This window comes from Streptomyces sp. 4N509B (genome assembly GCF_052245655.1).
Classification (GTDB): Bacteria; Actinomycetota; Actinomycetes; order Streptomycetales; family Streptomycetaceae; genus Streptomyces.
This window is the reverse complement of record NZ_JBQQBZ010000007.1, coordinates 26,876-51,506: the sequence shown is the minus strand read 5'-3', so window position 1 is coordinate 51,506 and position 24,631 is coordinate 26,876. Positions and strand designations below refer to the sequence as shown.

Below are 24,631 nucleotides of genomic sequence, written 5' to 3'. Positions count from 1 at the left end.
GGGATCGTCAACTCGGCAGCGACCAGGGAGGCTTCGCGCCCATGGAGTTCCTACGCCCGGCCAGCTGGGAGGAGGCGTTGGCGGCCAAGGCGGCGTACCCCGACGCCGTGCCGCTGGCCGGCGGCACCGACCTCATGGTCGAGATCACCTTCGACCGGCGCCGTCCCGAGCGGCTGCTCGACCTCAGCCGCGTCCGCGAACTGCGCACCTGGGAGACCTTGGACCAGGCCGAGCCCACGCCCCGGCCGGCCGACGCCGCCGACGCGGCCGACCCGTCCCGTGCGGACGACGCGGACGACCCGACCGACGCGACCGGCCCGGCCGGGCCGGCGGGGCGCGACGAGCGGCCCGGCCCCCGCGTCATCCGTCTCGGCGCCTGCGTGCCCTACGCCGTCATCATCGACCGGCTCGCGGCCGAGCTCCCCGCCCTGGCCCTCGCCGCCCGCACCGTCGGCTCCCCCCAGATCCGCAACCGCGGCAGCGTGGGAGGCAACCTCGGCACCGCCTCCCCGGCCGGCGACTCCCACCCCGCGCTGCTCGCGGCCGGCGCCCGCGTCGAGGTCGCCTCGGTCCGCGGCAGCCGGCTGCTGCCCGTCGAGGAGTTCTTCACCGGCCCCAAGCGCACCGCGCTCGCCGCCGACGAGCTGATCCGCGCCGTCCACGTGGACACCGCCCGTGGCCCGCAGCAGTTCGCGAAGGCCGGCACCCGCAACGCCATGGTGATCGCGGTCTGCTCCGTCGGCCTCGCCCTACATCCGGCGGCCCGCGCGGTGCGCGCCGGCATCGGCTCGGCCGCCCCCACCCCCGTCAGGGCCAGCGCGGCGGAGGAGTTCCTCGCCGGGGAGCTGACCGACGGCGGGTACTGGGAGCACCGCCACCCGCTGCCTGCCGCCCTGGCCCGCCGCTTCGGCGAGCTGGCCGCCGACGCCTGCCGCCCCGTCGACGACGTGCGCGGCACCGCCCGATACCGCCGACACGCCGTCGGCGTCCTCGCCCGCCGCGCCCTGACCTGGGCCTGGCACGCCTACGGCGGCCCCGGCGCGGGCGAGACCACGGAAGGAGACCGAGCGTGCGCGTGAACCTCACCGTCAACGGCAGGCCCGTGACGGCCGACGACGTCTGGGAGGGCGAGAGCCTGCTCTACGTGCTGCGCGAGCGGCTCGGCATGCCCGGCGCCAAGAACGCCTGCGAGCAGGGTGAGTGCGGCTCGTGCACGATCCGCCTCGACGGCGACCTGGTCTGCGCCTGCCTCGTCGCCGCGGGCCAGGCCGAGGGAGCCGACGTCACGACAGTCGAGGGCCTGGCCGCCGCCCGCTCGGGGGAGGACGGCGGACTCGCCCCGCTCCAGCAGGCGTTCCTCGACGCCGGCGCCGTGCAGTGCGGCTTCTGCACCCCGGGCCTGCTGATGGCCGCCGACGAGCTGCTGGCCCGCACGCCGCTGCCGTCGGACGTCGAGATCCGCGAGGCCCTGTCGGGCAACCTCTGCCGCTGCACCGGCTACGAGGCCGTCCTCGACGCCGTCCGCCTCGCCGCCGCCCGCACCACGGACGCCCGCACCACGGACGACGGGCCTCCGCACGACGACACCCCGCACCCAGCCGGCCGCCCCGCCGGGGACGGCGCCGCCGGCCCGGCCACGGGAGCGTGACCATGGGAGCCCCGAGCCCGAGCGGCCACCCCACCCCCCTCCAGCAACGGCCCGACGCGGCCGGCCACGTCGGCGCGTCGAGCCCGCGCCCCGACGGCGTCCTCAAGGTCACCGGCGAGTTCGCCTACGCCTCCGACCTGTGGCACGAGGACATGCTGTGGGGCCACACCCTGCGCAGCCCCCACGCCCACGCCCGCGTCACCGGCATCGACACGGGCGAGGCGCTGGCCACCCCCGGCGTCCACGCCGTCCTCACCCACGACGACCTGCCGGCCGCCACCCACTACGGCCTGGAGATCGCCGACCAGCCGGTCCTCGCCCGCGACGTGGTCCGCTACGAGGGCGAGGCCGTCGCCCTCGTAGCCGCCGACCACCCCGAGACCGCCCGTCGCGCCGCCGCCCGCATCCGCGTCACCTACGAGGAGCTGCCCGTCGTCCACGACGAGGCCAGCGCCACCGCACCCGACGCCCCCGTGCTCCACCCCGACCGCACCGACCCCCACGCCGCCCACACCCCCCACCCCAACGTCCTCCACCGCCAGCCGGTCGTCCGCGGCGACGTCGCGACCGCCGCCCCCACGGCCGACGTCGTGGTCACCGGCACCTACGAGGTCGGCATGCAGGACCAGGCGATGCTCGGCCCCGAGTCCGGCATGGCCGTGCCCGCCGAGGACGGCGGCGTCGACCTGTACGTCGCCACCCAGTGGCTCCACGCCGACCAACGGCAGCTCGCCCCCGTCCTCGGGCTGCCACCGGAGAAGGTGCGGCTGACCCTCTCCGGCGTCGGCGGCGCCTTCGGCGCCCGCGAGGACCTGTCCATGCAGGCCCACGCCTGCCTGCTCGCGCTGCGCACCGGCCGCCCGGTGAAGATGGTCTACAACCGGTACGAGTCGTTCTTCGGCCACGTCCACCGCCACCCCGCCCGCCTCACGTACGAACACGGCGCCACCCGCGACGGGAAGCTGGTCCACGTGAGGGCCCGCATCGTGCTCGACGGCGGCGCCTACGCCTCCAGTTCCCCCGCCGTCGTCGGCAACGCCGCCTCCCTGAGCCTCGGCCCCTACGAGGTGCCCCACGCCGAGGTCGAGGCGCTCGCCCTCTACACCAACAACCCGCCCTGCGGCGCCATGCGCGGCTTCGGCGCGGTCCAGGCCTGCTTCGCCTACGAGGCCCAGATGGACAAGCTGGCGGCCGCCCTCGCCATGGACCCCGTCGAGCTGCGGCGGCGCAACGCCGTCTCCCGCGGCTCGACCATGCCCACCGGCCAGGTCATCGACGCCCCCGCGCCCGTCGCCGAGCTGCTGCGCCGGGTCAGGGACCGTCCCCTGCCGCCCGAGCGCCCGTGGCGCACCGGGCCAGGGGACGGGCGGGACGGAAGCGGCCGGGACGGGTTCGACCAGGACGGGTACGAGCTGCGGGCGCTGCCCGGGGGCCTGGGCAACACCACGCACGGCGAGGGCGTCGTGCGCGGCGTGGGCTACGCGGTCGGCATCAAGAACGTCGGCTTCTCCGAGGGCTTCGACGACTACTCCACCGCCCGCGTCCGCCTGGAGTCCGTCGGCGGCCGGCCCGTGGCCACCGTGCACACCGCCATGGCGGAGGTCGGCCAGGGCGGCGTCACCGTCCTCGCCCAGATCGCCCGCACCGAACTCGGCGTCTCCCACGTCAGCATCCTCCCGGCCGACACGCGCGTCGGCTCCGCCGGCTCCACCTCCGCCTCCCGGCAGACGTACATGACCGGCGGCGCCGTCAAGCGGGCGTGCGAGGCGGTGCGGGCGGAGGTGGCGCGCCGCGGCAGGGAGCGTCACGGCTGGCCGGCGGAGGAGGAGGTCGCGCTGGCCGGCGAGCGGGTCACCAGCGGCGGCGGGGAGGTGCTGGCGCCGCTGGTGGAGCTGCTGGACGGGCCCGACGGGGCGATCGACGTCGAGCTGGAGTTCCGCCACCGCCCCACCGAGCCGTTCGACCGGCGCACCGGCCAGGGGCTCGGCCACGTGCAGTACTCGTTCTGCGCCCACCGCGCCGTGGTGGACGTCGACACGGAACTCGGCCTGGTGAGGGTCGTCGAGCTCGCCGCCGCCCAGGACGTCGGCCGGGCGATCAACCCGCGGGCCGTCCTCGGCCAGATCCACGGCGGCAGCGTGCAGGGCATGGGCCTCGCGGTGATGGAGGAGATCGTCGTCGACGCCGACGGCCGGGTCCGCAACCCCTCCTTCACCGACTACCTGATCCCCACCATCCTCGACGCCCCCAGCATGCCCGTCGACGTCCTCGAACGCGCCGACGAGCACGCGCCGTACGGCCTGCGCGGCGTGGGGGAGGCCCCCACCCTCTCCTCGACCCCGGCCATCGTGGCGGCCATCCGCCAGGCCACGGGCCGCGAGCTCGCGCGGGTGCCGGTCCGCCCCGAACACCTCACGGACACCGCGTCGGACACGGCGTCGGACAACGCGTCAGGCACCGCATCGGACACCGAGGAGGCGGCGGGGACAGGGCAGACTGTGTGACGGGGTGAGGAGGAAGGCCATGCTGGACATCGCCGCGGAGCTGGGTGAATGGTGCCGTCGCGGACGCGACTTCGCCGTCGCGACCGTCGTCGCCACCAGCGGAAGCGCGCCCAGGCAGCCGGGCGCCGCGCTCGCCGTGGACGCCGACGGCACCGCGCTCGGCAGCGTCTCGGGCGGCTGCGTGGAGGGCGCGGTCTACGAGCTGTGCCGCCAGGCGCTCGCCGAGGACACGCCGCTGGTGGAGCGGTTCGGGTACAGCGAGGCGGACGCCTTCGCCGTCGGCCTCAGCTGCGGCGGCACCATCGAGGTCCTGGTCACGCCCGTGCGCGCGTCCGCGCGGACGCGCCAGGCCGTGACGAGCGCGCTGGCCTCGGCCGCCGAGGGCCACGGCACGGCGGTGGTCCGCGTCGTCGCGGGTCCGACCGGGGCGCGGGGCGGAGTGCTGGTGGTGCGGCCCGACGGCAGCCGCCTGGGCAGCCTGGGCGGCCAGGTCGCCCTCGACGACGCCGCGACGGCCGAGGCGCGGCGCATGCTGCGCGCCGGCCACACGGGGCCGGTCGACCTGGCCGGGGGCGTGCGGCTGCTGGTGGAGACCCGGCTGCCGCCGCCGCGCCTGCTCGTCTTCGGCGCCATCGACTTCGCCGCCGCCCTGGCGGAGGCCGGGCTCTTCCTCGGCCACCGCGTCACCGTCTGCGACGCGCGGGCCGTCTTCGCGACCGCCGCGCGCTTTCCCCAGGCGGCCGAGGTCGTCGTCGAGTGGCCCCACCGGTACCTCGACGAGCAGGCCCGCGCCGGCCGGCTCGACGGCAGGACCGCGGTGTGCGTCCTCACCCACGACGCGCGCTTCGACGTGCCGCTGCTGACCCGCGCGCTGCGGCTGCCCGTCGGGTACGTGGGGGCGCTGGGCTCGCGCCGCACCCACGCCGAGCGGCTGCGGCGGCTGCGGGAGGCCGGCGTGAGTGCGGCGGAGCTGGCGCGGCTGCGGTCCCCGATCGGCCTGGACCTCGGCGCCAGGACCCCGCGGGAGACCGCGCTGTCCATCGCCGCCGAGATCGTCGCGGCGCGTCGCGGCGGCACCGGCGTGCCGCTGAGCGACACGGACGTCCCGATCCACCGGCCGGCCGACGCCTGGGAGGGGGAGCCGGCCGTCGGCGACGGCGAGGGGGTGGGCTGTCAGCGGCGGGTCGTAGGGTCGGGCCATGACGACGACTCCGGTGCTGTCGCGGCGCGCGCTGAACCGAGCGCTGCTTGACCGGCAGCTGCTGCTGGCCCGCGCGCCGTGGGACGCCGCGCGGGCCGTGGAGCACCTGGTCGGCCTCCAGACCCAGATCCCCGGCAACCACTACACGGCGCTCTTCTCCCGCCTGGAGGACTTCCGGGCCGAGGAGTTCTCCCGGAGCTTCGAGGCGCGCGCCTTCGTGCGGATCAGCCTCCACCGGTCCACGATCCACACCGTCACCGCCCGCGACTGCCTCGCCCTGCGCCCGCTGTTCGCGGCCCCCGCGGAGCGCGTGCTGCGGTCGAACTACGCGGCGCGGCTCGCCGGGGTGGACCTCGACCGGCTGGCGGAGCGGGCGCGCGAGCTGGCCGCGCGGGAGCCGTGCACCTTCCACGCCTTCGGCCAGGCGCTCCAGTCCGAGTGGCCGCACCACGAGGCGCAGGCCCTGGGCATGGCGGTGCGGCTGCTGCTGCCCATGGTGCAGGTGCCGCCGCGCGGCCTGTGGCGGCGTGGCGGGGCCGCCCGCCACACCACGGCCCAGCTCTGGCTGGGCGAGGAGCTGGCGCCACCCACGCCCGGCGCTCTGGACGAGCTGGTGCTGCGGTACGTCGGCGCCTTCGGTCCCGCCTCGGTGAAGGACGCCCAGACCTGGTCGGGGCTCACGCGGCTGCGGGAGGTCTTCGACCGGGTCGGCCACCGCCTCCGGCGCTTCAGGGACGAGGGCGGCACGGAGCTGTTCGACCTGCCCGACGCGCCCCGCCCGGACGCCGACACCCCCGCCCCCGTCCGCTTCCTCCCCGACTACGACAACGTCCTCATCGGACACGCCGACCGCACGCGCGTGATGGCGGACGAGGCCAGACGGCGGGTCTGGCTCGCGAACCGCGCGCTGCCCACCTTCCTCGTCGACGGCTTCGTCGCCGGCACCTGGCGTCTGGAGACCGACCGCCGTGGCACCGAGGCGACGCTGGTGCTGGCGCCGCTCCGGCGGCCCGGCCGCTCCGAGCGCGCGGCGCTGGAGGAGGAGGGCGCCCGTCTCCTCGGCTTCCACGCCCCCGGTGCCTCGGCCACGGTGCGCTGGGAGGAGGAGAGCCAGGAGCCGCGGGAGAGCCAGGAGACGTAGGAGATCGGGAGGAGCGGGAGAACGAGGGGGGGAGATCGCCGTGTGCCGTTCGCGAGGCACCCCACCGCCTCGGGACACGGCGCCCCACCCGCCGCGGGGCTGACGGCGCGACAGGACCCGCCCGCCCGCGGACGGCAGGCCCTCAGCCCGGCGGGGAGAGGTCACCGCCTCCGGGGCCGTGGCGCAGCAGCGCGTCGGCCGGGTCGTTGACGGGCTGCGGGGCGCCGGTCAGGTCGAAGACGAAGAGGGGCAGGCCCAGCGCGCCGGCCCGGTCGCGGGCCGGCCGCTCGTAGCCCGCCAGGGAGAAGGCCACCGCGCGGGCCGCGGCGTGGAGGCCGTGCAGCCACAGCGTCTCGACCGCGCGCTCGCCCGTGGCGGTGGTGCTCGCGTTGACCATGCCGACGACGCCGGGCCCGCGCAGGGCCAGCACGCTGCCGGACTGCGGGAAGCGCGAGGGCGCGGGCCAGGAGAGGGCGTGGACCTCCTCGAAGCCGAGCCAGCGGACGTACCGCGCGGCGCAGGCCGTCGCGTCGTGGGCGGTCCTGATGGTCAGCGGCCGGAACGGTGGCCGCTCGGTCCGCCGCCGCGGCGTCCCCTCGGGCGGGGCGGGCGCGTCGGCCCCGCCCGCCCGGCCCGCGCCGTCGCCGTCGCCGGCCCCGGCCGCCGGGGTGAGGCGGACGGTCGCCCCACACGGGCAGCCGAACTCCGGCAGTGGCCACTGCCCGGACCGGCCGCAGGAGGGACAGTCCGCCCGCGTCCAGGCGTCCGCCCAGGACCGCCGCCGCACGTGGACCGGCACGCTCTCCTCCGGCGGTCCTGGCGTGACGTGGGCGCCGCACGGACAGGGGTAGTGCGCGGGTACGTGGACGTGACCGCGGCGGCACGCCGGGCACCGCACAAGCACGCTCTTCGCCATCTGCCGCTCCAGGGACGGAACTCCTCGACGAGATCCTCACACTCTGCCACCGGGTGCCGTGATCCCGCGGGCGTATGCTCGCATCCGTCGATCACCCCTGTCAGTACCGTGTCAGTCCCCCCCGCCCTTCCCTACGGCGTGGTGTTCACCTGACTGTGACACGGAATTTCGCCCTCCGTATGGCGCGATGCGCGGACAGTGATATTTACTGTCCATGTTCGGCTTGCCGAGACTCCCCTGGGCGAGGTGGGGTGGCGGGCTCGGGCGCGTCGAGGAAGACGGCATCGGGAGGGACCGAGTGTCGGCAGGGAACGGTGTCCCGACGTGCGGGTCAGACCCACGAGTGTCGGCGCTGCGCGCCGCCGTGGACCGGCTGCGCGGGGAGCTGGGCGACTATCGGGCGGTGCTCGCGGACCGGGAGGTCGCCGAGCGGGCGTTGGCGTCGATGGAGCGGATGTGTGAGGAGCGCGTCCCCGATCTGGCCGTCCTGCGCGACGCGTTACTCCTGGTCGCCGCCGCCGTGGGCTCGGTCAGGGTCCTGTCCCCGGCACTCGGCGAGCTGCGGGCGACGGTGGAACTGCTCGGGGTGGAGCGCGAGCGGGTCCCCGAGCCCCGCCCCGTCACCCGCTGACGCGTCCCCGTGGCCGACCACCCGCCACGGGCGGGGGCGCGCGTGCCGGGACGCCCCCTGACCGGGGACGACTACGGTGGGGGCGTGCGACTGAGACTCGACTTCACGACCGAGCCGTTCGACCTCGACACCCCGCCCGCCCACGCCGTGGCGGCGCGCGAGGTCATGCGGGGCGCCCGCTTCGAGACCGTGGACGTGGGCCCGTTCGGGAACACCGCGGTGGGTTCGGGCGAGGAGGTCCTGGCCGCCGTCGACGCGCTGCTGCGCCGCTCCCTGGCGGCCGGCGCCACGCGCATATCGATCCAGGTCAACGCGTTGGACGACGAGGTCGCGGTGGAGGACGACACATGACGGGACCGGACGACCACGGCTTCATAGACGCGATCAAGCCGCTGGTGGACGCCATCGGAGGCGAGCTGCTCCCGCCGACGGAGGCGGGCGAGGACGACGTGGTGCTGTCGTGGGGCGGCTCGGAGGTCGCCGCCGTGCGGCTGCCGCACCTGGCCGCCTCCCTCGACCACGTGCTGGGGGAGCTGAGGCGCCGTCACGGCGTCCCGCTGTCGGAGCTGGACCGCACGACGAAGCAGCAGGTGGTGCGCGCGCTGGAGGCCCGCGGCGCGTTCGCCGTGCGACACGGCGTCGAGACCGTGGCCGGCGCGCTCGGCGTCAGTCGCTTCACGGTGTACAACTACCTCAACCGCGAGCGCTGAGCCCCACCCCACCACGTCCTTTCAACAAAATGTTGACGCCGGCCGGCGCGCGGCGGTTAGCTGTTCCCCGTGAACGACGCCTCCCTCCCACAGGCCGGGCTGGCCTGGCTCAACGCCGCCGAGGAGGGCGCCGCACGCCGTGCCCTGCGCCGGGTGTGCGCCTCCCACGCCTGGGCCGACGCGCTGCTCGCGGCCCGCCCCTTCCCCGACGCCGGGGCGTTGCTCGCCGCGAACGACGCCGCCACCGCGGCCCTGACCCCCGCCGACCTCGCCGAGGCCCTGGCCGCCCACCCGCCCATCGGCCGCCCCACCCCCGGCGACGCCACCTCCGCCCGCGAGCAGCGCGGCATGGCCGACGCCCCCACCGCGCTCAGGGAGCGCATGGCGGAGCTGAACCTCGCCTACCAGGAACGCTTCGGCCACGTCTTCCTGATCCGCGCCACCGGCCTGACCGGCGAGCAGATGCACGACGCGCTCAGCCGCCGGCTCGGCCACACCCCCGAGCAGGAGCGGGAGACCGTCCGCACGGAACTCGCCGGCATCAACGGCCTTCGCCTCCGCCGCCTCGCCGCCGCGCCCACCGTCTCCACCCACATCCTCGACACCAGCGTCGGACGCCCGGTCCCGGACGTGCCCGTGGCGCTCTCGGTCCGCGCGACGGCGGAAGGACCGTGGTCCGACCACGCCGCCGGCACCACCGACACCGACGGCCGCTGCCGCGCGTTCCCCCCACTGCCCGACGGCACCGCGCACGCGCGCCTCACCTTCGACGTCGCCCCCCACCTCGGCCGCGACCGCGCGGGCGCGTCCTTCTTCCCCGAGGTGACCGTCGCCTTCGCCCCCGCCCCCGGCGAACACCACCACGTGCCGCTGCTGCTCACCCCGTACGGCTACTCCGTGTACCGAGGGAGCTGAACCGCCACCATGCCCACGCTCGGCCAGAACCAGTACGGCAAAGCCGAAACCCGCGTCGTGCGGATCACCCGTGACGGCCCCACCCACCACATCAGGGACCTCACCGTCTCCGTCGCGCTCTCCGGTGCGATGGAGGAGGTCCACCTCGCGGGCTCCAACGCCAGCGTGCTGCCCACCGACACCGTCAAGAACACCGTCTACGCCTTCGCCCGCGAGCACGGCGTCGACTCCCCGGAGGACTTCGGCATCCGCCTCGCCCGGCACTTCGTCGGCTCCCAGCCCACGATAGAACGGGCCCGCGTCCGCATCGCCGAGCACCTCTGGGAGCGCATCCCGACCGCGGGTGCCGCGGCGCACTCCTTCGTCCGCGCCGGCCGCGAGACCCGCACCGCGCAGGTCAGCCACGAGGGCGACGGGTTCGAGGTGCTGACGGGGCTGACCGGCCTCACGGTGCTGAACTCCACCGACTCCGAGTTCCACGGCTACGTCCGCGACCGGTACACCACCCTGCCCGAGACGCGGGACCGGGTGCTGGCCACCGAGGTGACCGCCGTGTGGCGGCACGCGTGGACGGGCGAGGGCGGGGCCGGGGAGGGGAACGAGGGGGCGCCCGACTGGGACGCCGGCTACGTCGCCGCCACCGGCCACCTGCTGGACGCGTTCGCCGCGACGTACTCGTACTCGCTCCAGCAGACGCTCTTCCGGATGGGCAGCGGCCTCCTCGAACACCGCCCCGAGATCGAGGAGGTCCGCCTCGCGTTGCCCAACAAGCACCACCTGCTGGTGGACCTGACGCCCTTCGGCATGAGCAACGAGGGCCCCGACGGCGCCGTGTACGCCGCGCCCGACCGCCCCTACGGCCTGATCGAGGCCACGGTGCTGCGCGAGGGCGCGAAGGCCCGCATTCCCACCGAGCTGACCAACCTCGAAGAGGGCAGATGAGCGGCCAGAAGCGGATCGTCATCGAGAACTGCGCCGTCGCCACCGTCGACGCGGACGGCACCGAGCACGCCAGCGGTCACCTCGTGGTGGCCGGCGACCGCGTCGAGTCCGTGGGCCCCGGGCCGGCGCCGCGCGACCTCGCCGACGTCGTGCGCCGCGTCGACGGCACCGGCCACCTCGTCACCCCCGGGCTGGTCAACACCCACCACCACTTCTACCAGTGGCTGACCCGCGGCCTGGCGCAGAACGCCAACCTCTTCGACTGGCTCGTCGCGCTCTACCCGGTGTGGGCCCGCATCGACGAGCCCATGGTGGAGGCCGCCGCCCAGGGGTCGCTCGCGATGATGGCCCGCGGCGGCGTCACCACCGCCATGGACCACCACTACGTCTTCCCCCGCGGCGCGGGGGACCTCCTGGCCGCGGAGATCCGGGCCGCGCGCGCCGTGGGCGTCCGGTTCACCGCCGCGCGCGGCTCGATGGACCGCGGCGAGTCCACCGGCGGCCTGCCGCCCGACTTCGCCGTGGAGTCCACCGACGCGGCGCTGGCCGCGACGGAGGAGGCCGTCCGCACCCACCACGACCCCTCGCCCGGCTCGATGCTCCACGTCGCGGTCGCCCCCTGCTCGCCGTTCTCCGTCTCGACCGAGCTGCTGCGCGAGGCGGCCACGCTCGCCCGGCGCCTCGGCGTCCGGCTGCACACGCACGGCTCGGAGACCGTCGAGGAGGAACGGTTCTGCCACGACCGGTTCGGCATGGGCCCCACCGCCTACCTGGAGTCCACCGGCTGGCTGGGACCCGACGTGTGGATGGCCCACTGCGTCCACATGACCGACGCCGACCTCTCCGCCTTCGCCGCCACCGGCACCGGCGTGGCCCACTGCCCGTCCTCCAACGCCCGCCTCGCCGCGGGGATCGCCCGCGTCCCCGACATGCTGGCCGCCGGCATCCCCGTCGGCCTCGGCGTGGACGGCACCGCCTCCAACGAGTCGGGCGAGCTCCACACCGAGCTGCGCAACGCCCTCCTCGTCAGCCGCCTCGGCCCCCACCGCGAGCGTGCCCTCACCGCGCGCCAGGCGCTGCGCCTGGGCACCCTCGGCGGCGCGCGGGTGCTCGGCCGCGCCGACGAGATCGGCTCGCTGGAGCCGGGCAAGCTCGCCGACCTCGTGCTCTGGCGGCTCGACGGGCTCGGCCACTCCACCATCGAGGACCCGGTGGCGGCCCTGGTGCTGGGGGCGCCGGCGCCCGTGACACTCTCGCTGGTGGGCGGCGTCCCCGTCGTCGAGGACGGCCGGCTGCTCACCGTGGACGAGGACACCGTGGCCCGCACCGCCCGCGCCCAGTCCCGCCGGCTGCTCGCGGCGGCCTGACCGCCCGTCACGGGCGCTTCGGCCAGGCCGCCGGCCGAGGGGTCAGAGCCGGGTCTCGTCCGCCGTGAGCAGCTCGTACGCAGGGAGGGTGAGGAAGTCGACGTACTCCTCGTCGAGCGCGAGCCGCATCAGCAGGTCGAAGGCCCGCTGCCAGCCCTGGGCGGCGAACGCCTCCTCGCCGACCTCGGCGCGGATCGCGGCCAGCTGCTCCTCGGCGAGCTCCCGCACGAACTCCCGGGTGACCCGCTGCCCGTCCTCCAGCACCACGCCCGCGCTGATCCACTGCCAGATCTGCGAGCGCGAGATCTCGGCCGTGGCCACGTCCTCCATGAGGTGGAAGACGGCGACGGCGCCCCGACCGCCCAGCCACGCCTGGAGGTACCGGGTGCCGACCTGGACGGCGTTGACCAGCCCCTCCAGCGTGGGCTTCGCCGGCAGGGAGTCGACCGCGAGGAGCTCCTCGGCCGTGACCTCCACCTCCTCCCGCTGCCGGTGCTTCTGGTGGGGGCGCTCGCCGAGCACCGCGTCGAAGGACTCGCGGGCCACCGTCACCAGCCCCGGGTGCGCCACCCAGGAGCCGTCGAAGCCGTCGGCCGCCTCCCTGTCCTTGTCGGACTTCACCTTCAGATACGCCCGCGCGTTCAGCTCGGCGTCACGGGAGGGGATGAACGCCGCCATGCCGCCGATGGCGTGGGCGCCGCGCTTGTGGCAGGTGCGGACGAGGAGCTCGGTGTACGCGCGCATGAACGGCGCCGTCATCGTCACCGCGTTCCTGTCGGGCAGCACGAAGGCGGGGCCGGCGTCGCGGAAGTTCTTCACGATCGAGAAGAGGTAGTCCCAGCGGCCGGCGTTCAGGCCCGAGGCGTGCTCGCGCAGCTCGTAGAGGATCTCCTCCATCTCGAAGGCGGCGGTGACCGTCTCGATCAGCACCGTGGCCCGGATGGTGCCGCGCGGCAGGCCGAGCGCCTCCTGCGCGTGCACGAAGACGTCGTTCCACAGCCGGGCCTCCAGGTGGGACTCCAGCTTCGGGAGGTAGAAGTACGGGCCGCGCTCCTGCTCGGCCAGGAGCCGTCCGTTGTGGTGGACGAAGAGGCCGAAGTCGACCAGGGCGCCGGGCACGGGCTCGCCGTCCACCGTGACGTGCCGCTCGTCCAGGTGCCAGCCGCGCGGCCGCGCCACCACGGTGGCCAGCTCGGCGTCGGGCCGCAGCGCGTACTCCTTGCCGCTGACGGGGTCGGTGAAGTCGACGCGGCGCCGGAAGGCGTCGGCCAGGGTCAGCTGGCCGCCGATCACGTTCTCCCAGGTGGGGGAGGAGGCGTCCTCGAAGTCCGCGAGCCAGACGCGGGCGCCGGAGTTCAGCGCGTTCACGGCCATCTTCCGGTCGGTCGGCCCCGTGATCTCCACCCGCCGGTCCAGCAGCGCCGCCGGGGCCGGCGCCACCCGCCACGCCGGGTCGTGGCGGATCGCGGCCGTCTCGTGGGGGAAGTCCAGCCGGCGGGTGCGCGCGATCTCGGCTCGCCGCTCACGCCGGCGCGCCAGCAGCGCGTCGCGGCGCGGGGTGAACCGGTGGTGCAGCTCGGCGAGGAAGCCGAGCGCCTCGTCGGTGAGGATCTCCTCCTGACGGGGCAGGTCTGATGGTGCCTTCACGACGGCTCGACGCACGAGGGTCACTCCTTCGGGCCAGGGTGCAGACGGATGCTAGTTTCCTCATCGTGGAACTTCAACGCGCGGAGAGTCGCAGAAGATCCCCCGGATGGTCGATGTCCTCCGGACGAGCGACATCGCCGCACTCGACGAGCGTCAGATCCGCCCCACGCTCCCTCAGATAGCGCCGCGCGCCCCGGTCGCCGCGGGCGTCGCGCGCGACGGCGGCGACGTGGGCGGCGCCGATGAGCACGGGGTGCCCGCGCCGGCCGGCGTAGGTGGCGGCGGCCAGGGTGGCGGGCGAGCGGTGGGCGGCCCGAACCCGCGCGAAGGCGTCCCGTCCCACCCACGGCTGGTCGACGAGCGCCACGAGCGCGGCACCGGCGCCCGCGGCCACCACCGCGTCGAGGCCGGCCCGCAGCGAGGAGCCCATCCCCTCGGCCCAGTCGGGATTGCTCACCAGCACACAGCCCGCCAGCTCGGCCCGCGCCCGCACCTCCTCCTCGCCGGCCCCCAGCACCACGTGGACCGGCAGGCAGCCGGCGGCGGCCAACGCCCGTGCGGCGCGCTCCACGAGCAGCTCCCGGCCCTCGGGGCCGAAGGGAAGGAGTGCCTTCGGCCGGCCGCCCAGCCGTCGCCCGCCTCCGGCGGCCAGCAGCAGCCCGGCCACCGGTCCCGTGGCGGCCTGGGGCGTGGCGCGGTCACCCATGGCGCGAGCCTACGCCCGTGCCCCCGCGCCGGGGCGTCCCCGTGCCGCCGGCAGGCCCAACGCGGCGCGCACCTCGCGGGCCAGGACGTGCGGGGTGGACGCGGGCGACCAGTCGTCGGTCAGCCCGTTCTTGGCGAGGGCGAACGCGAAGCGGTGCCGGGGGTCGGCGAAGCCGATCGACTCCCCCCAGCCGACGTGGCCGAAGGCGCGCCGGTGGCCCAGGGGCGAGTCGGGCTCACCCAGCACGTAGCCCAGGGCGCGGCGGACCTGGCTGCCGCTGAGCGCGTCGGGACCGTCGAAGGCGACCGCCGTCGCCTCGGCGAGCCGCTCCTCGCGAAGGAGCCGCACGCCGTCCAACGCGCCTCCGCAAGCGAGGGCGGCGTACATCCGGGCAAGGCCCCGGGCCGTTCCCGAGCAGGTGTGTGGCAGGCAGGCCAGCTGCCGCGCGGGGTGGTTGGCCTGGGCCACGGCCGGCAGCGCCTCCAGCGGCGCGTCGGGGTCGGCCGGCTCGCCGCCCGGCTCGGGGCCGTGCTCGCCCACCTCGACGTGCCAGGCCATGCGCGGGCGCATCGAGGCGTCGATGCCGAGGGCGAGGGCGTCGGCCACGCCGAGCGGCTCCGCGATCTCCTCGCGCACCACCCGGTCGACGCCCCGGCCGTCGGCGCGCCGCACCGTCTCGCCCAGCAGCCAGCCGTAGACCTTGGCGTGGTACCCCGAGCGGGTGCCGGGCTCCCAGAGCGGCGTCAGGTCGGCCACGACCTCGCACATCCGCTCCCAGTCGCACATCTCGGCGAGGGTGGTGCCGGGGGGGAGGTGGGGCAGGCCCGCCGCGTGCGTCAGGGCGTGGCGGACGGTGACGCGGTCCTTGCCGTGGGCGGCGAACGCCGGCCAGTACGCGGCGATCGGGGTGTCGTAGTCCAGCACGCCCCGGTCGACCAGCAGGTGGACGGCGGTGGCCGTCACGCCCTTGCCGCAGGAGAAGAGGTAGAACAGCGTGTCGCCGTCGACCGCGTGGCCGGTCGCGGGGTCGGCCACGCCCGCGAAGGCGTCGACGACCAACTCGCCGTCGAGGTAGGCCGCGACCTGGAGGCCGACCTCGCGCCGCTGGTCGACGAGCCGCCACAGGGACTCCTCGATTCGGGCAGACACGTCCACGGGTTCCTCCGTCGTCAGCGCTCGTCGTCAGTGCCCGACCTCGCCGTCGGCCGGCGCCCGTCGGCCGGCGCCGTCGGGCTCGCGCGCCGGGCTGGCGAGGAGCGTCGAGAGGTCCCCGGCGACCTCCTTCAGCAGCGGGACCAGCTTGTCCGTCGCCTGGTCCGTGAGGCGTCCCGCCGGCCCCGAGACCGAGATGGCGGCGGCGGTGGGGGAGCCGGGGATCCGCACGGCGATGCAGCGCACGCCGATCTCCTGCTCGTTGTCGTCGACCGCGAAGCCCGTCTCCCGCACGGCGACGAGCGCGGTGAGGAAGGCGTCGGGGGAGGTGATGGTCCGTTCGGTGGCCGCCGGCATCCCGGTGCGGTGCAGCAGCGCGCGCACCTCCCGGTCGGGCAGGCCGGCCAGCAGCGCCTTGCCCACGCCCGTGCAGTGCGGCAGCACCCGCCGTCCGACCTCGGTGAACATCCGCATCGAGTGGCGCGAGGGCACCTGCGCGACGTACACCACCTCGTCGCCGTCGAGCAGCGCCATGTTCGCCGTCTCGCCCGTGCCCTCGACCAGCCGTGCCAGGTGCGGCCTGGCCCAGGTGGCCAGCGGCCTGGCCGCCGCCTCGCCCAGGCGGATCAGGCGTGGCCCGAGCGCGTAGCGGCGGTTGGGCTGTTGGCGGACGTATCCGCAGGCGACGAGGGTGCGCATCAGGCGGTGGATGGTCGGCAGGGGGAGGCCGCTGCTGGCCGCCAGCTCGCTCAGCCCCGTCTCGCCCCCCGCGTCGGCCATGCGCTCCAGCAGCCCGAAGGCGCGCTCCAGGGACTGGACGCCGCCGCTGCCGCTGGCGGTGCCGGCGGTGGACTTGCGGGGGTCGAAGGGCGGCACCTCGTCGTTCCTTTCGGCTCCAGGCAGGCCATGAGGCAGCCTACTCCCCGCTTGACGGGCGGGGCGGCACGCCCGACCATCGCTTCAACAGAACGTTGAAGCATGGTGGATGAAAGGATCCTCCGTGGTCGAGATCGTGCTGCGCTCCACCCGCGTGGTCACCCCCGAGGGCGTCGGCCCCGCCGCCGTCGCCGTCGCGGGCGGCCGGATCGCCGCCGTGCACCCGCACGACTGGGTGCCGCCCCGCGCCGCCCGCGTGGCGGACTACGGCGACGCGGCGCTGTTGCCCGGCCTCGTCGACACCCACGTCCACATCAACGAGCCGGGCCGCACCGCCTGGGAGGGCTTCGCCACCGCGACGGCCGCCGCCGTGGCCGGCGGCGTCACCACCCTCGTGGACATGCCGCTCAACAGCGTCCCGCCCACCACCACCCCCGCCCACCTCGCCGTCAAGCGCCGCGCCGCCCGCTCCCGCGTCCACACCGACCTCGGCTTCTGGGGCGGCGCGGTCCCCGACAACCTCGCCGAGCTGCGCCCCCTGCACGACGCCGGGGTCCTCGGGTTCAAGTGCTTCCTCTCCCCGTCGGGGGTCGAGGAGTTCCCGGAGCTCGACGACGCCCACCTCGCCGCCGCGATGGCCGAGATCGCCGCCTTCGACGGCCTGCTCGTCGTCCACGCCGAGGACCCGGACCAGCTGGCGGCGGCCCCCTCACCCGACGGCAGCCGGCGGTACGGCGCCTTCCTCGCCTCCCGCCCCCGCGCGGCCGAGAACGCGGCCGTCGCCCGGCTGGTCGAGCTCGCGCGGCGGCTTCGGACCCGCGTCCACGTGCTGCACCTGTCCTCCGCCGAGGCGCTGCCGCTGATCGCCGGGGCACGCGCCGCCGGGGTGCGGGTGACCGCCGAGACCTGCCCGCACTTCCTGACCCTGACGGCGGAGGAGGTGCCCGACGGCGCCACCGAGTTCAAGTGCTGCCCGCCCATCAGGGAGGCCGCCAACCAGGAGGCGCTGTGGGCCGGACTCCGCGACGGCACCCTCGACTGCGTCGTCTCCGACCACTCGCCCTGCGTTCCCGAGCTGAAGGTCCCGGACTTCGGCGCCGCCTGGGGCGGCATCGCCTCCCTCCAGCTGGGGCTGCCGGCCGTCTGGACCGCCGCCCGCGACCGGGGGCACGGCCTGGCGGACGTGGCCCGCTGGATGGCGGAGGGGCCCGCGCGGCTGGTCGGCCTGACGGGGCGCAAGGGCGCGATCCGCGCCGGCCACGACGCCGACCTCGTGGTCCTCGACCCCGAGGCGGGCTTCACCGTCGACCCGGCCGCCCTCCACCACCGGCACGCCGTGACGGCCTACGCCGGCCGCACGCTGCGCGGCGTGGTCCGCGCCACGTGGCTGCGCGGGCGGCTCGTGGCGGAGGACGGGCGCGTCACGGGGGAGCCGACCGGCGAGCTGGTCGAGCGCGCGGGGGCCGGGGTGGCGGCGGGTCCGTCGGCGCTCGCAGCACCCCCGGACGCACGGGACGCGACGGAGCCGGCGGCGGCGTCGAAGGAGGTCACGCCCACGTGAGCAGGCCAGAGAGCGGTCGGGCCATCCCCCGCTTCACGGGCCCCGCGCGCCCGTACGCCGGCGGCGACCCGTACGCCGACTACCGCGCGCCCGACCCCGGGGACCTCCCCTTCGTCCACCTCCCCGACCTCGCCTCCCCGCTGCTGGGCGGCTCGGTCGTCGCCGCGAGCGACGAGTTCTTCGCCGAGCGGGAGAACCTCCTCACCCCGGGCCCGGCCCGCTTCGACGCGGCGGCCTTCGGGCACAAGGGAAAGGTGATGGACGGCTGGGAGACCCGTCGCCGACGGGGCCCCTCGGCCGAGCGTCCGCACCCCGGCCCTGACGACCACGACTGGGCCGTCGTCCGGCTCGGCGCCCCCGGGGTCGTGCACGGGCTCGTCGTGGACACCGCCCACTTCCGCGGCAACCACCCGCGGGAGGTGAGCGTCGAGGCCGCCGCCGTGGCCGTCCCGCCGCCCGGCGGCGACCCGGACGCGGGCCTCGCGGACGCCGACTGGGCGGAGCTGGTGCCGCGCACGCCCGTGGGCGGCCACGCCGCCAACGCCTTCGCCGTCGACCGCGCGTGGCGCGTCACGCACCTGCGGCTGCGGCAGTACCCGGACGGCGGCGTCGCGCGGCTGCGGGTCCACGGCGAGGTGGTGCCCGATCCGGGGTGGCTGGCGGCGCTCGGCGTCTTCGACCTGGTCGCGCTGGAGCACGGCGGCGCCGTCGAGGACGCCTCGAACCGCTTCTACTCCTCGCCCGTCCACACCCTGCTGCCGGGGCGGGCCCGCTCGATGGAGGAGGGCTGGGAGACCAGCCGCCGCCGGGACGAGGGGCACGACTGGGTGCGCTACCGCCTCGCCGGACGCGGCGTCCTGCGCGCCGTGGAGGTGGACACCGGCCACTACCGGGGCAACGCGCCCGGCTGGGTGGCGCTGTCGGTCGCCGACGCCGCCTCGGACGGGAGCGGCGGCGACTGGCGGGAGGTGGTGCCGCGCAGCCGGCTGCGGCCCGACGCGACCCACCGTTTCGTCCTCGACGCGGGCGCCGTGCCGCCCGCCACCCACGCCCGGCTGGAGGTCTTCCCCGACGGCGGACTGGCGAGGCTGCGCCTGTACGGCTCCCTGACGCCCGACGGCGCCGAGCGGCTGACGGCCCGTCACCGCGCGCTGGGCCGGTGACCTCCGGGGTCTGGCCGGTGGAACCGTGCCGGACCGGGTCGCGTCGCCTGACGCACGATCCGCCGGACGGGCCCCGGGCGGGGGCGGCGTGGGGAGAAGCTGTGGAGTAGGGGCCTCTTCCCGTGAATTCCTGGGAAATATCCCGGATGCCGGGTTGACGCGCATCACACTACGCGCGTCACCCTGATTGGCATGAGCATGAACCTGCGTGGAGCCCGGAGCGTCGGCGTCGCCGCCTCCCTGCTCGCGACCCTGTTCATCGGCGGCCCGGCGGCGGCGTCCGCCGCCACCCCCACGGTCCCCACCACCCCCACGAACACCGCCGTCGTTCCGCTCGACTTCGGCGACATCTGCTACAGCGACCTGCCCGCCGAGGCCCACGACACCCTGTACCTCATCGACGTCGGTGGCCCGTTCCCCTACCCCCAGGACGGCGGGATCTTCTACAACCGCGAGGGCCTGCTGCCCGCCCAGTCCACCGGCTACTACCACGAGTACACCGTGGAGACGCCGGGCAGTGACGACCGCGGCGCCCGTCGCATCGTCACCGGCGAGGACTACCAGGAGGACTACTACACCGCCGACCACTACGAGTCCTTCGACCTCGTCGACCACTCCTGCTGACACCCCCGCCGACTCGCGTCCCCCCACACGCGGCGCCGGGCCCCGTGCCCTCCCGGGCCCGGCGCCGCTCCACGTTCCCGACGGCCCCGGCCGTTCCCCCGCGCTGCCCCGACCTCCCTTCCCCACCTGCCCTCAACGTGTCTTCACGTGCCCTCAGGTCCCCACGTCCCCCCACGCCCCCGGCGCACCACGTTTGAGGCGCCCGGCGCCGTCCAGCATCACCTCATGACCGCGATCGTGGACCTCGCCGACCTGAGCAGGGAGCTGGGCACCGACTTCGCCAGCGACCCGTACCCGACCTTCGCCGAGCTGCGCCGACGCGGCCCCGTGCACCGGATCCGCATGGCCAGGGGCACCGACGGCTGGCTCGTGGTCGGCTACGACGAGGTGCGGGCCACCCTGGCCGACCCCCGGCTCAGCAAGGAGTGGCGCCGGGCCGCCGAGAAGCTGAGAAAGCTGCGCGTCTCCACCGGCTACCACATGCTCGGAGCCGACCCGCCCGACCACACCAGGCTGCGCCGCCTCGTGACGCGGGAGTTCACCCCCGAACGCCTCAGGTCCCTGGCCCCACGCGTCCAGCAGATCACCGACGAACTCCTCGCCGCCATGCTGTCCGCCCCCGAGGGCCGCGCCGACCTCGTGACGGGCCTCGCCTTCCCCCTGCCCATCACCGTCATCTGCGAGCTGCTCGGCGTCCCGCACCTCGCCCGGGAGCACTTCCGCACCTGGTCCAACACCCTCTTGGGCCCCGCCCCACCCGAGGAGAAGCAGTCCGCGCTCCGCCTCATGAAGGAGCACCTCGTCGGCCTCGTCGCCGCCAAGCGCGAGACGCCGGGCGAGGACCTGCTCAGCGCCCTGATCACCACCGCGGACGAGGACGGCGACCGGCTCTCGCCCGACGAACTCCTCGCCACCGCCTGGCTGATGCTGGTCGCCGGACACGAGACCACGGTCCACCTCGTCACCAACGGCGTGCTGTCCCTGCTGCGCCACCCGGCGCAGCTGGCCGCGCTGCGCGCCGACTGGGGGCTGCTGGACGGCGCGGTCGAGGAGATGCTGCGCTACGACGGCCCGGTGCTGACGTCGACGTTCCGCTTCACCGTCGAGCCCGTCGAGATCGGCGGCGTCGTCATCCCCGGAGGCGGCGAGCTGGTGCTGCCCGTCATCGGCGACGCCCACCGTGACGCGGCCCGCTTCGAGGACCCCGAGCGCTTCGACATCCGCCGCGAGACCCGGGGCCACCTCGCCTTCGGCCACGGCATCCACCACTGCCTGGGGGCCTCCCTCGGCCGGCTGGAGGGCGCCGTCGCCATCCGGTCGCTGTGGGAGGCGGCGCCCGACCTCGCGTTGGACGAGGATCCCGCAGCGCTCTCCTGGCGCGGCGGGATGCTGATCCGCGGGCCCGACCGTCTCCTCGTGCGGTGGCGCTGAGGACGTCTCGGGCCCACGGCACCCTCAGGGGGTGACCAGCCGCAGCACCGCCACGCCGTAGGGGGCCAGCGTCACCGCCCCGCTCGCCTCGACCTCCGCCCCCCGCGCGCCGCCCTCGCTGTCGTCGCCGTCGCCGTCGAGCGGCAGCAGCCGGGCGCCCGCCGGCAGCGACGGCTTGACCGACAGCGGCTCGGGGCACTGGCTCACCAGCCAGACGAAACTCCGCCCGTCCTCGTGCACCAGCCGGTCCACCGCCACGCGGTGGTCCGCCACCGTGACGGGCCGCTCGACGCCGGCGGCCACCGCCAACGCCTCGTAGAGCAGGCTCGTGTCCTCCGGGTTGACCCGCGGCGTCACCGCCGCCATGTGCTCGATCGGGTACGTGCACAGCACGACCGAGCCCGCCCCCACCGCGCGCCGCAGCAGCGCGGGGCGGCCGCGGCCGTCGCGGGCCAGCACCTCGGCGTCGGTCGGCTCGACGGGGAGGAAGACACGGTTGTCGCTCGTGCCCGCGGCGCGGAAGCGCAGCGTCGCCCCGGCCGTGAGGCTCCCGAGATCGCGCTCGAAGGTGAGGACGACCTCGTCGTCCTCGATCGGGTCGACCAGCCCGTACTCCAGCTGGTGGCGGACGCCGAAGAGCCGGTCGAGGTGGGCGTACCACGGGCCGCGCTGCTCCTCGTGCGCCCCGGGCGAGTACGAGACGTAGACCGTCGCCCCCTCCCGGGCCAGCTCCTCCAGCCGGAACCAGGTGGGGGAGAGCAGCTGTTTGACCGAGGGCACCAGGTACAGCCGCGCCCCCGAGGGCAGCGGGCCGTCGCTCTCACGCACCACCGCCGGCGGCGCGTCGGCGAGCCGGGCGGCGATCCACGCCTGGCGTCCCGTGCGCTGCACGTACGGGCGGTCCTCGGGCCGGGTGAACGGGTAGAGCGTGTCGAGGTAGGAGGAGACGACCAGCGCGGTGTCGCTGGCCGCGCGCCGGCAGCGCGTGGCGTCCACGGCGTCCAGCACCTCGGCGAAGGCCCGCAGTTCGCGCAGCGGGGCCTTGGGGGCGCCCGTCGCGTCGGTGATGCCGAAGTGCATCTCGAACGCGTGGTGCCGGTAGGGCGGCTGGTCCCGCAGCGCGTCGTAGTCGGTGTTGTTCCACGCCATCCAGCCGGTCGCGCCCGCGAGCAGCGAGGTGTGCAGCGCCTGCCGGTAGTACCGCGCCGCGCCCGCGTCGGAGGTGAACGCGCTCGTCAGGCCGAACTCCTCCAGCACCACCGGGCGGCCGAAGGTGCCGGTCAGCTCGCAGACCCAGGCCGCCGCGTGGTGCTGGCGGACCGGGTCGTCCTCCATCCGGTAGACGTGCGGGCCGAGGAAGTCGCACAGCTCGGCGGTGTCCCGCAGCCGGAAGCCGTTGTCCTGGCCGGTGTTCTCCAGGCCCCAGGCGCCGTCGCCCAGCGAGACCGGCTGCGTGCCGCCGCCCGCGCGCACGGCGTCGACGACCAGCTGCGCCCAGGAGGCGACGGCCTCGCGCGGCGCCTCGGGCTCGCCGGGCGGGGAGCCGTAGATCGGCATCTCGTTGGATATGAGCCAGCCGGCCACCGCGGGGTGGTCGGCGAAGCGGCGCGTCATCTCGCGGACGAACCACGCCTGGCGCGCCACCAGCCACACGTCGCCGTACAGGTCGCGCCCGCCGCGCCAGGACGGGTCCCAGTTCTCGCCCGACATGTGGCCGACGACGAAGGTCGGCACGGTGGCCATGCCGAGCGCCTGGTGGCGGTCGAGGAAGTCGGCGTAGCGGGCGCACATCTCCTCGTCGACGCGGTCGGGCTCGGGGTGGAAGTCCGGCCAGTAGTAGAACGAGCGGGTCATCGTCAGCCCGTGGTCGCGCAGCGTGCGCAACTCCTCGGTGACGACGTCGCCGTCGTACGACCGCCACATCAGCGGGCCGCCGGTGCGTGACCAGTAGTTGGCGCCCAGCCAGAACGGCACGGGGCCGTCTGTGGGCAGCCGAAGCGAAGGGCGCTCCATCATTCCCGGTACTCCCTCTGCGAGATAGGGGGGTGGTCAGGGCAAGGGAAAGTGGCGCGTCGGCCCGGTGCGGACGTCACGTGCCGCGCAGACAGACAGTGAAGTTGCTATACCGGTTCAGCGTCAAGAGGGCCCAGGCCGTCATCAGACAGGGAACCAGGTCTGGTCTAAACCGGTTTACGTCACCGCGCGGAAGGCGGGGTCGCGGTCGAGCCGCGCAGCCGCAGCGTGGGCGCCGGGTCCTGGACGTTCCCCACCTCCTCGCCGCCCGCCGCCTGCCGCAGCAGCCGCGCGGCGTGGGCGCCGTGGGCCGCGATGTCGCGGCTGAGCGCCGTCAGCGAGGGGCGGACCAGCTCGCACAGCGCCGAGTCGTCCCAGGCCACGATCGACAGCTCGCCGGGCACGTCGAGCCCCAGGCTCTGGGCGGCGGCGAGCCCCGAGAGGGCCATCACGTCGTTGTCGTAGACGATCGCCGTCGGCCGCGCGGCGGGCGGCGCGGCCAGCAGCCGCCGGGTGGCCGCCGATCCCGACTCCCCGCTGTAGTCGGCCTCCACGGTCCGCCCCGACAGCCCCATCGCGGCGGTGACCTGCTCGAACGCCGTGGTGCGAATCCGCGTGTGGCGCAGGTGTGCCGGCCCCGCCACCCGCGCCAGGCGGCGGTGGCCGAGGTCGGTCAGGTGGCGCACCGCCGTCTCGACGGCGCGTGCCTCGTCGCTCCAGACCGCCGGCAGCCCGCCCGTGCCCACCGGCGCGCCGATCACCACCGCCGGCATCCCGAGCGCCTCCAGGGCGGGCACCCGCGCGTCGTCGACCTGGAGGTCCACCAGGAAGACGCCGTCCACCAGCCGCCGCGCCCACCAGGTGCGGTAGAGCGCGATCTCGGCCGTCTGGTCCTCGGCCATCGTCAGCAGCAACGGGCTCGTGTCCCGCGCCAGTTCGGCCTGGATGCCCGAGATGAGCTGCATGAAGAACGGCTCCAGGCCGAGCGTCCGCGCGGGCCGGTCGATGACCAGGCCGAACGAGCCGGAGCGCCCGTCGGACAGGGCCCGCGCCGCGCTGCTGGGCTGCCAGCCCAACTCCTCGGCGATCGCCAGTATGCGCCGTCGCGTCGCCTCGGACACCCCTGGCCTGCCGTTCAGCGCGAAGGAGACGGCGGCCTTGGTGACGCCCGCGCGGTGGGCGATGTCCTGCATGGTCGGACGCTTCAACGCTACTCCTCGAACGGCTCCACGCTGCGCCGACGAGGGCGCATCACTAATCCGGTTCAGCGACGGTGCAGGACATCGTTGTCGAAGACGCGGCAGAAAAGCAATGCAGCGGCATTGACAGCCGATTAGCGCGGCTCTAATTTCCTGGCACACGATGCCGGCGGCGTGCGGACCGCCCCGGCACCGAGCGCCACCGTCCCTCGGACCACGCACGCCCGGCACCACGTCGACACACGTTCATCCTGTCACCGCCCGTCACCCACCCGAGACCGTCT

22 protein-coding genes are annotated in these 24,631 nt (G+C 75.4%); 15 read left to right on the top strand and 7 right to left on the bottom strand.

All coding sequences use genetic code 11. The annotated features are described in order from the left end of the window. Positions 1 to 41: 41 nt before the first annotated feature. The 5 genes from ACTWP5_RS09885 to ACTWP5_RS09865 are packed head-to-tail and all read left to right on the top strand — an operon-like array spanning position 42 to position 6,494. Complete coding sequence (locus tag ACTWP5_RS09885; protein ID WP_443220438.1) at positions 42 to 1,079, top strand: FAD binding domain-containing protein; 1,038 nt, start codon at positions 42 to 44, stop codon at positions 1,077 to 1,079. Beyond that, on the top strand, positions 1,070 to 1,648 hold the full coding sequence (locus ACTWP5_RS09880; RefSeq protein ID WP_443220437.1) for a (2Fe-2S)-binding protein: 579 nt from the start codon (positions 1,070 to 1,072) through the stop codon (positions 1,646 to 1,648). Before ACTWP5_RS09885 ends, ACTWP5_RS09880 begins: the two co-directional genes overlap by 10 nt. Positions 1,649 to 1,650: 2 nt before the next feature. After that, the gene (gene pucD / locus ACTWP5_RS09875; RefSeq protein WP_443220436.1) at positions 1,651 to 4,152 is read left to right on the top strand and encodes a xanthine dehydrogenase subunit D; all 2,502 of its coding nucleotides are present in this window, start codon (positions 1,651 to 1,653) and stop codon (positions 4,150 to 4,152) included. A gap of 19 nt (positions 4,153 to 4,171) precedes the next feature. Beyond that, a complete protein-coding gene (locus tag ACTWP5_RS09870; protein WP_443220435.1) occupies positions 4,172 to 5,404 on the top strand; it encodes an XdhC family protein in 1,233 nt (410 codons plus the stop codon). Further along, entirely contained in the window at positions 5,352 to 6,494 is a 1,143-nt protein-coding gene (locus ACTWP5_RS09865; protein ID WP_443220434.1) for a winged helix DNA-binding domain-containing protein, read from the top strand. Before ACTWP5_RS09870 ends, ACTWP5_RS09865 begins: the two co-directional genes overlap by 53 nt. A 142-nt stretch (positions 6,495 to 6,636) precedes the next feature. On the opposite strand, the gene ACTWP5_RS09860 is transcribed toward ACTWP5_RS09865, so the two are convergent. After that, the gene (locus tag ACTWP5_RS09860; RefSeq protein ID WP_443220433.1) at positions 6,637 to 7,293 is read right to left on the bottom strand and encodes a hypothetical protein; all 657 of its coding nucleotides are present in this window, start codon (positions 7,291 to 7,293) and stop codon (positions 6,637 to 6,639) included. Between the two features lie 460 nt (positions 7,294 to 7,753). Between ACTWP5_RS09860 and ACTWP5_RS09855 the strand changes: the two genes are divergently transcribed. From ACTWP5_RS09855 to ACTWP5_RS09830, 6 genes are all read left to right on the top strand, one after another. Further along, a complete protein-coding gene (locus ACTWP5_RS09855) occupies positions 7,754 to 8,041 on the top strand; it encodes a DUF5955 family protein (RefSeq protein WP_443220432.1) in 288 nt (95 codons plus the stop codon). Between the two features lie 84 nt (positions 8,042 to 8,125). Further along, complete coding sequence (locus ACTWP5_RS09850) at positions 8,126 to 8,392, top strand: hypothetical protein (RefSeq protein ID WP_443220431.1); 267 nt, start codon at positions 8,126 to 8,128, stop codon at positions 8,390 to 8,392. Next, positions 8,389 to 8,751, top strand: a complete 363-nt coding sequence (locus ACTWP5_RS09845) for a helix-turn-helix domain-containing protein (RefSeq protein WP_443220430.1) — start codon at positions 8,389 to 8,391, stop codon at positions 8,749 to 8,751. Before ACTWP5_RS09850 ends, ACTWP5_RS09845 begins: the two co-directional genes overlap by 4 nt. Positions 8,752 to 8,820: 69 nt before the next feature. Further along, positions 8,821 to 9,666, top strand: coding sequence for a 2-oxo-4-hydroxy-4-carboxy-5-ureidoimidazoline decarboxylase (gene uraD, locus ACTWP5_RS09840; protein WP_443220429.1), 846 nt, complete (start codon positions 8,821 to 8,823; stop codon positions 9,664 to 9,666). A 9-nt stretch (positions 9,667 to 9,675) separates the two neighbouring features. Then, positions 9,676 to 10,608: a factor-independent urate hydroxylase gene (gene pucL / locus ACTWP5_RS09835; protein WP_443220428.1), complete on the top strand. Its 933-nt coding sequence runs from the start codon at positions 9,676 to 9,678 to the stop codon at positions 10,606 to 10,608. Next, positions 10,605 to 11,975, top strand: a complete 1,371-nt coding sequence (locus ACTWP5_RS09830) for an 8-oxoguanine deaminase (protein WP_443220427.1) — start codon at positions 10,605 to 10,607, stop codon at positions 11,973 to 11,975. The genes pucL and ACTWP5_RS09830 overlap by 4 nt, the downstream gene beginning before the upstream one ends. Positions 11,976 to 12,017: 42 nt before the next feature. Here the strand turns inward: ACTWP5_RS09830 and aceB are convergent, their stop codons facing one another. The 4 genes from aceB to ACTWP5_RS09810 are packed head-to-tail and all read right to left on the bottom strand — an operon-like array spanning position 12,018 to position 16,356. Further along, positions 12,018 to 13,646, bottom strand: coding sequence for a malate synthase A (gene aceB, locus ACTWP5_RS09825; protein WP_443220426.1), 1,629 nt, complete (start codon positions 13,644 to 13,646; stop codon positions 12,018 to 12,020). A gap of 49 nt (positions 13,647 to 13,695) precedes the next feature. Next, positions 13,696 to 14,328, bottom strand: coding sequence for a nucleotidyltransferase family protein (locus ACTWP5_RS09820; RefSeq protein WP_443220425.1), 633 nt, complete (start codon positions 14,326 to 14,328; stop codon positions 13,696 to 13,698). A 9-nt stretch (positions 14,329 to 14,337) separates the two neighbouring features. Next, positions 14,338 to 15,477, bottom strand: a complete 1,140-nt coding sequence (locus ACTWP5_RS09815) for a serine hydrolase domain-containing protein (protein WP_443220424.1) — start codon at positions 15,475 to 15,477, stop codon at positions 14,338 to 14,340. 33 nt (positions 15,478 to 15,510) lie between these two features. After that, positions 15,511 to 16,356: an IclR family transcriptional regulator gene (locus ACTWP5_RS09810; RefSeq protein ID WP_443220423.1), complete on the bottom strand. Its 846-nt coding sequence runs from the start codon at positions 16,354 to 16,356 to the stop codon at positions 15,511 to 15,513. Between the two features lie 109 nt (positions 16,357 to 16,465). On the opposite strand from ACTWP5_RS09810, the gene allB reads away from it, so the two are divergent. From allB to ACTWP5_RS09790, 4 genes are all read left to right on the top strand, one after another. Then, positions 16,466 to 17,917, top strand: coding sequence for an allantoinase AllB (allB, locus tag ACTWP5_RS09805; RefSeq protein WP_443220422.1), 1,452 nt, complete (start codon positions 16,466 to 16,468; stop codon positions 17,915 to 17,917). Continuing rightward, a complete protein-coding gene (alc, locus tag ACTWP5_RS09800; protein WP_443220421.1) occupies positions 17,914 to 19,080 on the top strand; it encodes an allantoicase in 1,167 nt (388 codons plus the stop codon). Before allB ends, alc begins: the two co-directional genes overlap by 4 nt. Positions 19,081 to 19,272: 192 nt before the next feature. Beyond that, the gene (locus ACTWP5_RS09795; RefSeq protein ID WP_443220420.1) at positions 19,273 to 19,704 is read left to right on the top strand and encodes a ribonuclease domain-containing protein; all 432 of its coding nucleotides are present in this window, start codon (positions 19,273 to 19,275) and stop codon (positions 19,702 to 19,704) included. 225 nt (positions 19,705 to 19,929) lie between these two features. Continuing rightward, positions 19,930 to 21,135: a cytochrome P450 family protein gene (locus ACTWP5_RS09790; RefSeq protein ID WP_443220419.1), complete on the top strand. Its 1,206-nt coding sequence runs from the start codon at positions 19,930 to 19,932 to the stop codon at positions 21,133 to 21,135. Positions 21,136 to 21,159: 24 nt separating this feature from the next. Here ACTWP5_RS09790 and ACTWP5_RS09785 read toward each other — a convergent pair whose 3' ends face one another. Together ACTWP5_RS09785 and ACTWP5_RS09780 are read right to left on the bottom strand one after the other, a co-directional pair. Then, complete coding sequence (locus tag ACTWP5_RS09785; protein WP_443220565.1) at positions 21,160 to 23,148, bottom strand: cellulase family glycosylhydrolase; 1,989 nt, start codon at positions 23,146 to 23,148, stop codon at positions 21,160 to 21,162. A 182-nt stretch (positions 23,149 to 23,330) separates the two neighbouring features. Next, positions 23,331 to 24,356, bottom strand: a complete 1,026-nt coding sequence (locus ACTWP5_RS09780) for a LacI family DNA-binding transcriptional regulator (protein WP_443220418.1) — start codon at positions 24,354 to 24,356, stop codon at positions 23,331 to 23,333. Between the last annotated feature and the right edge of the window lie 275 nt (positions 24,357 to 24,631).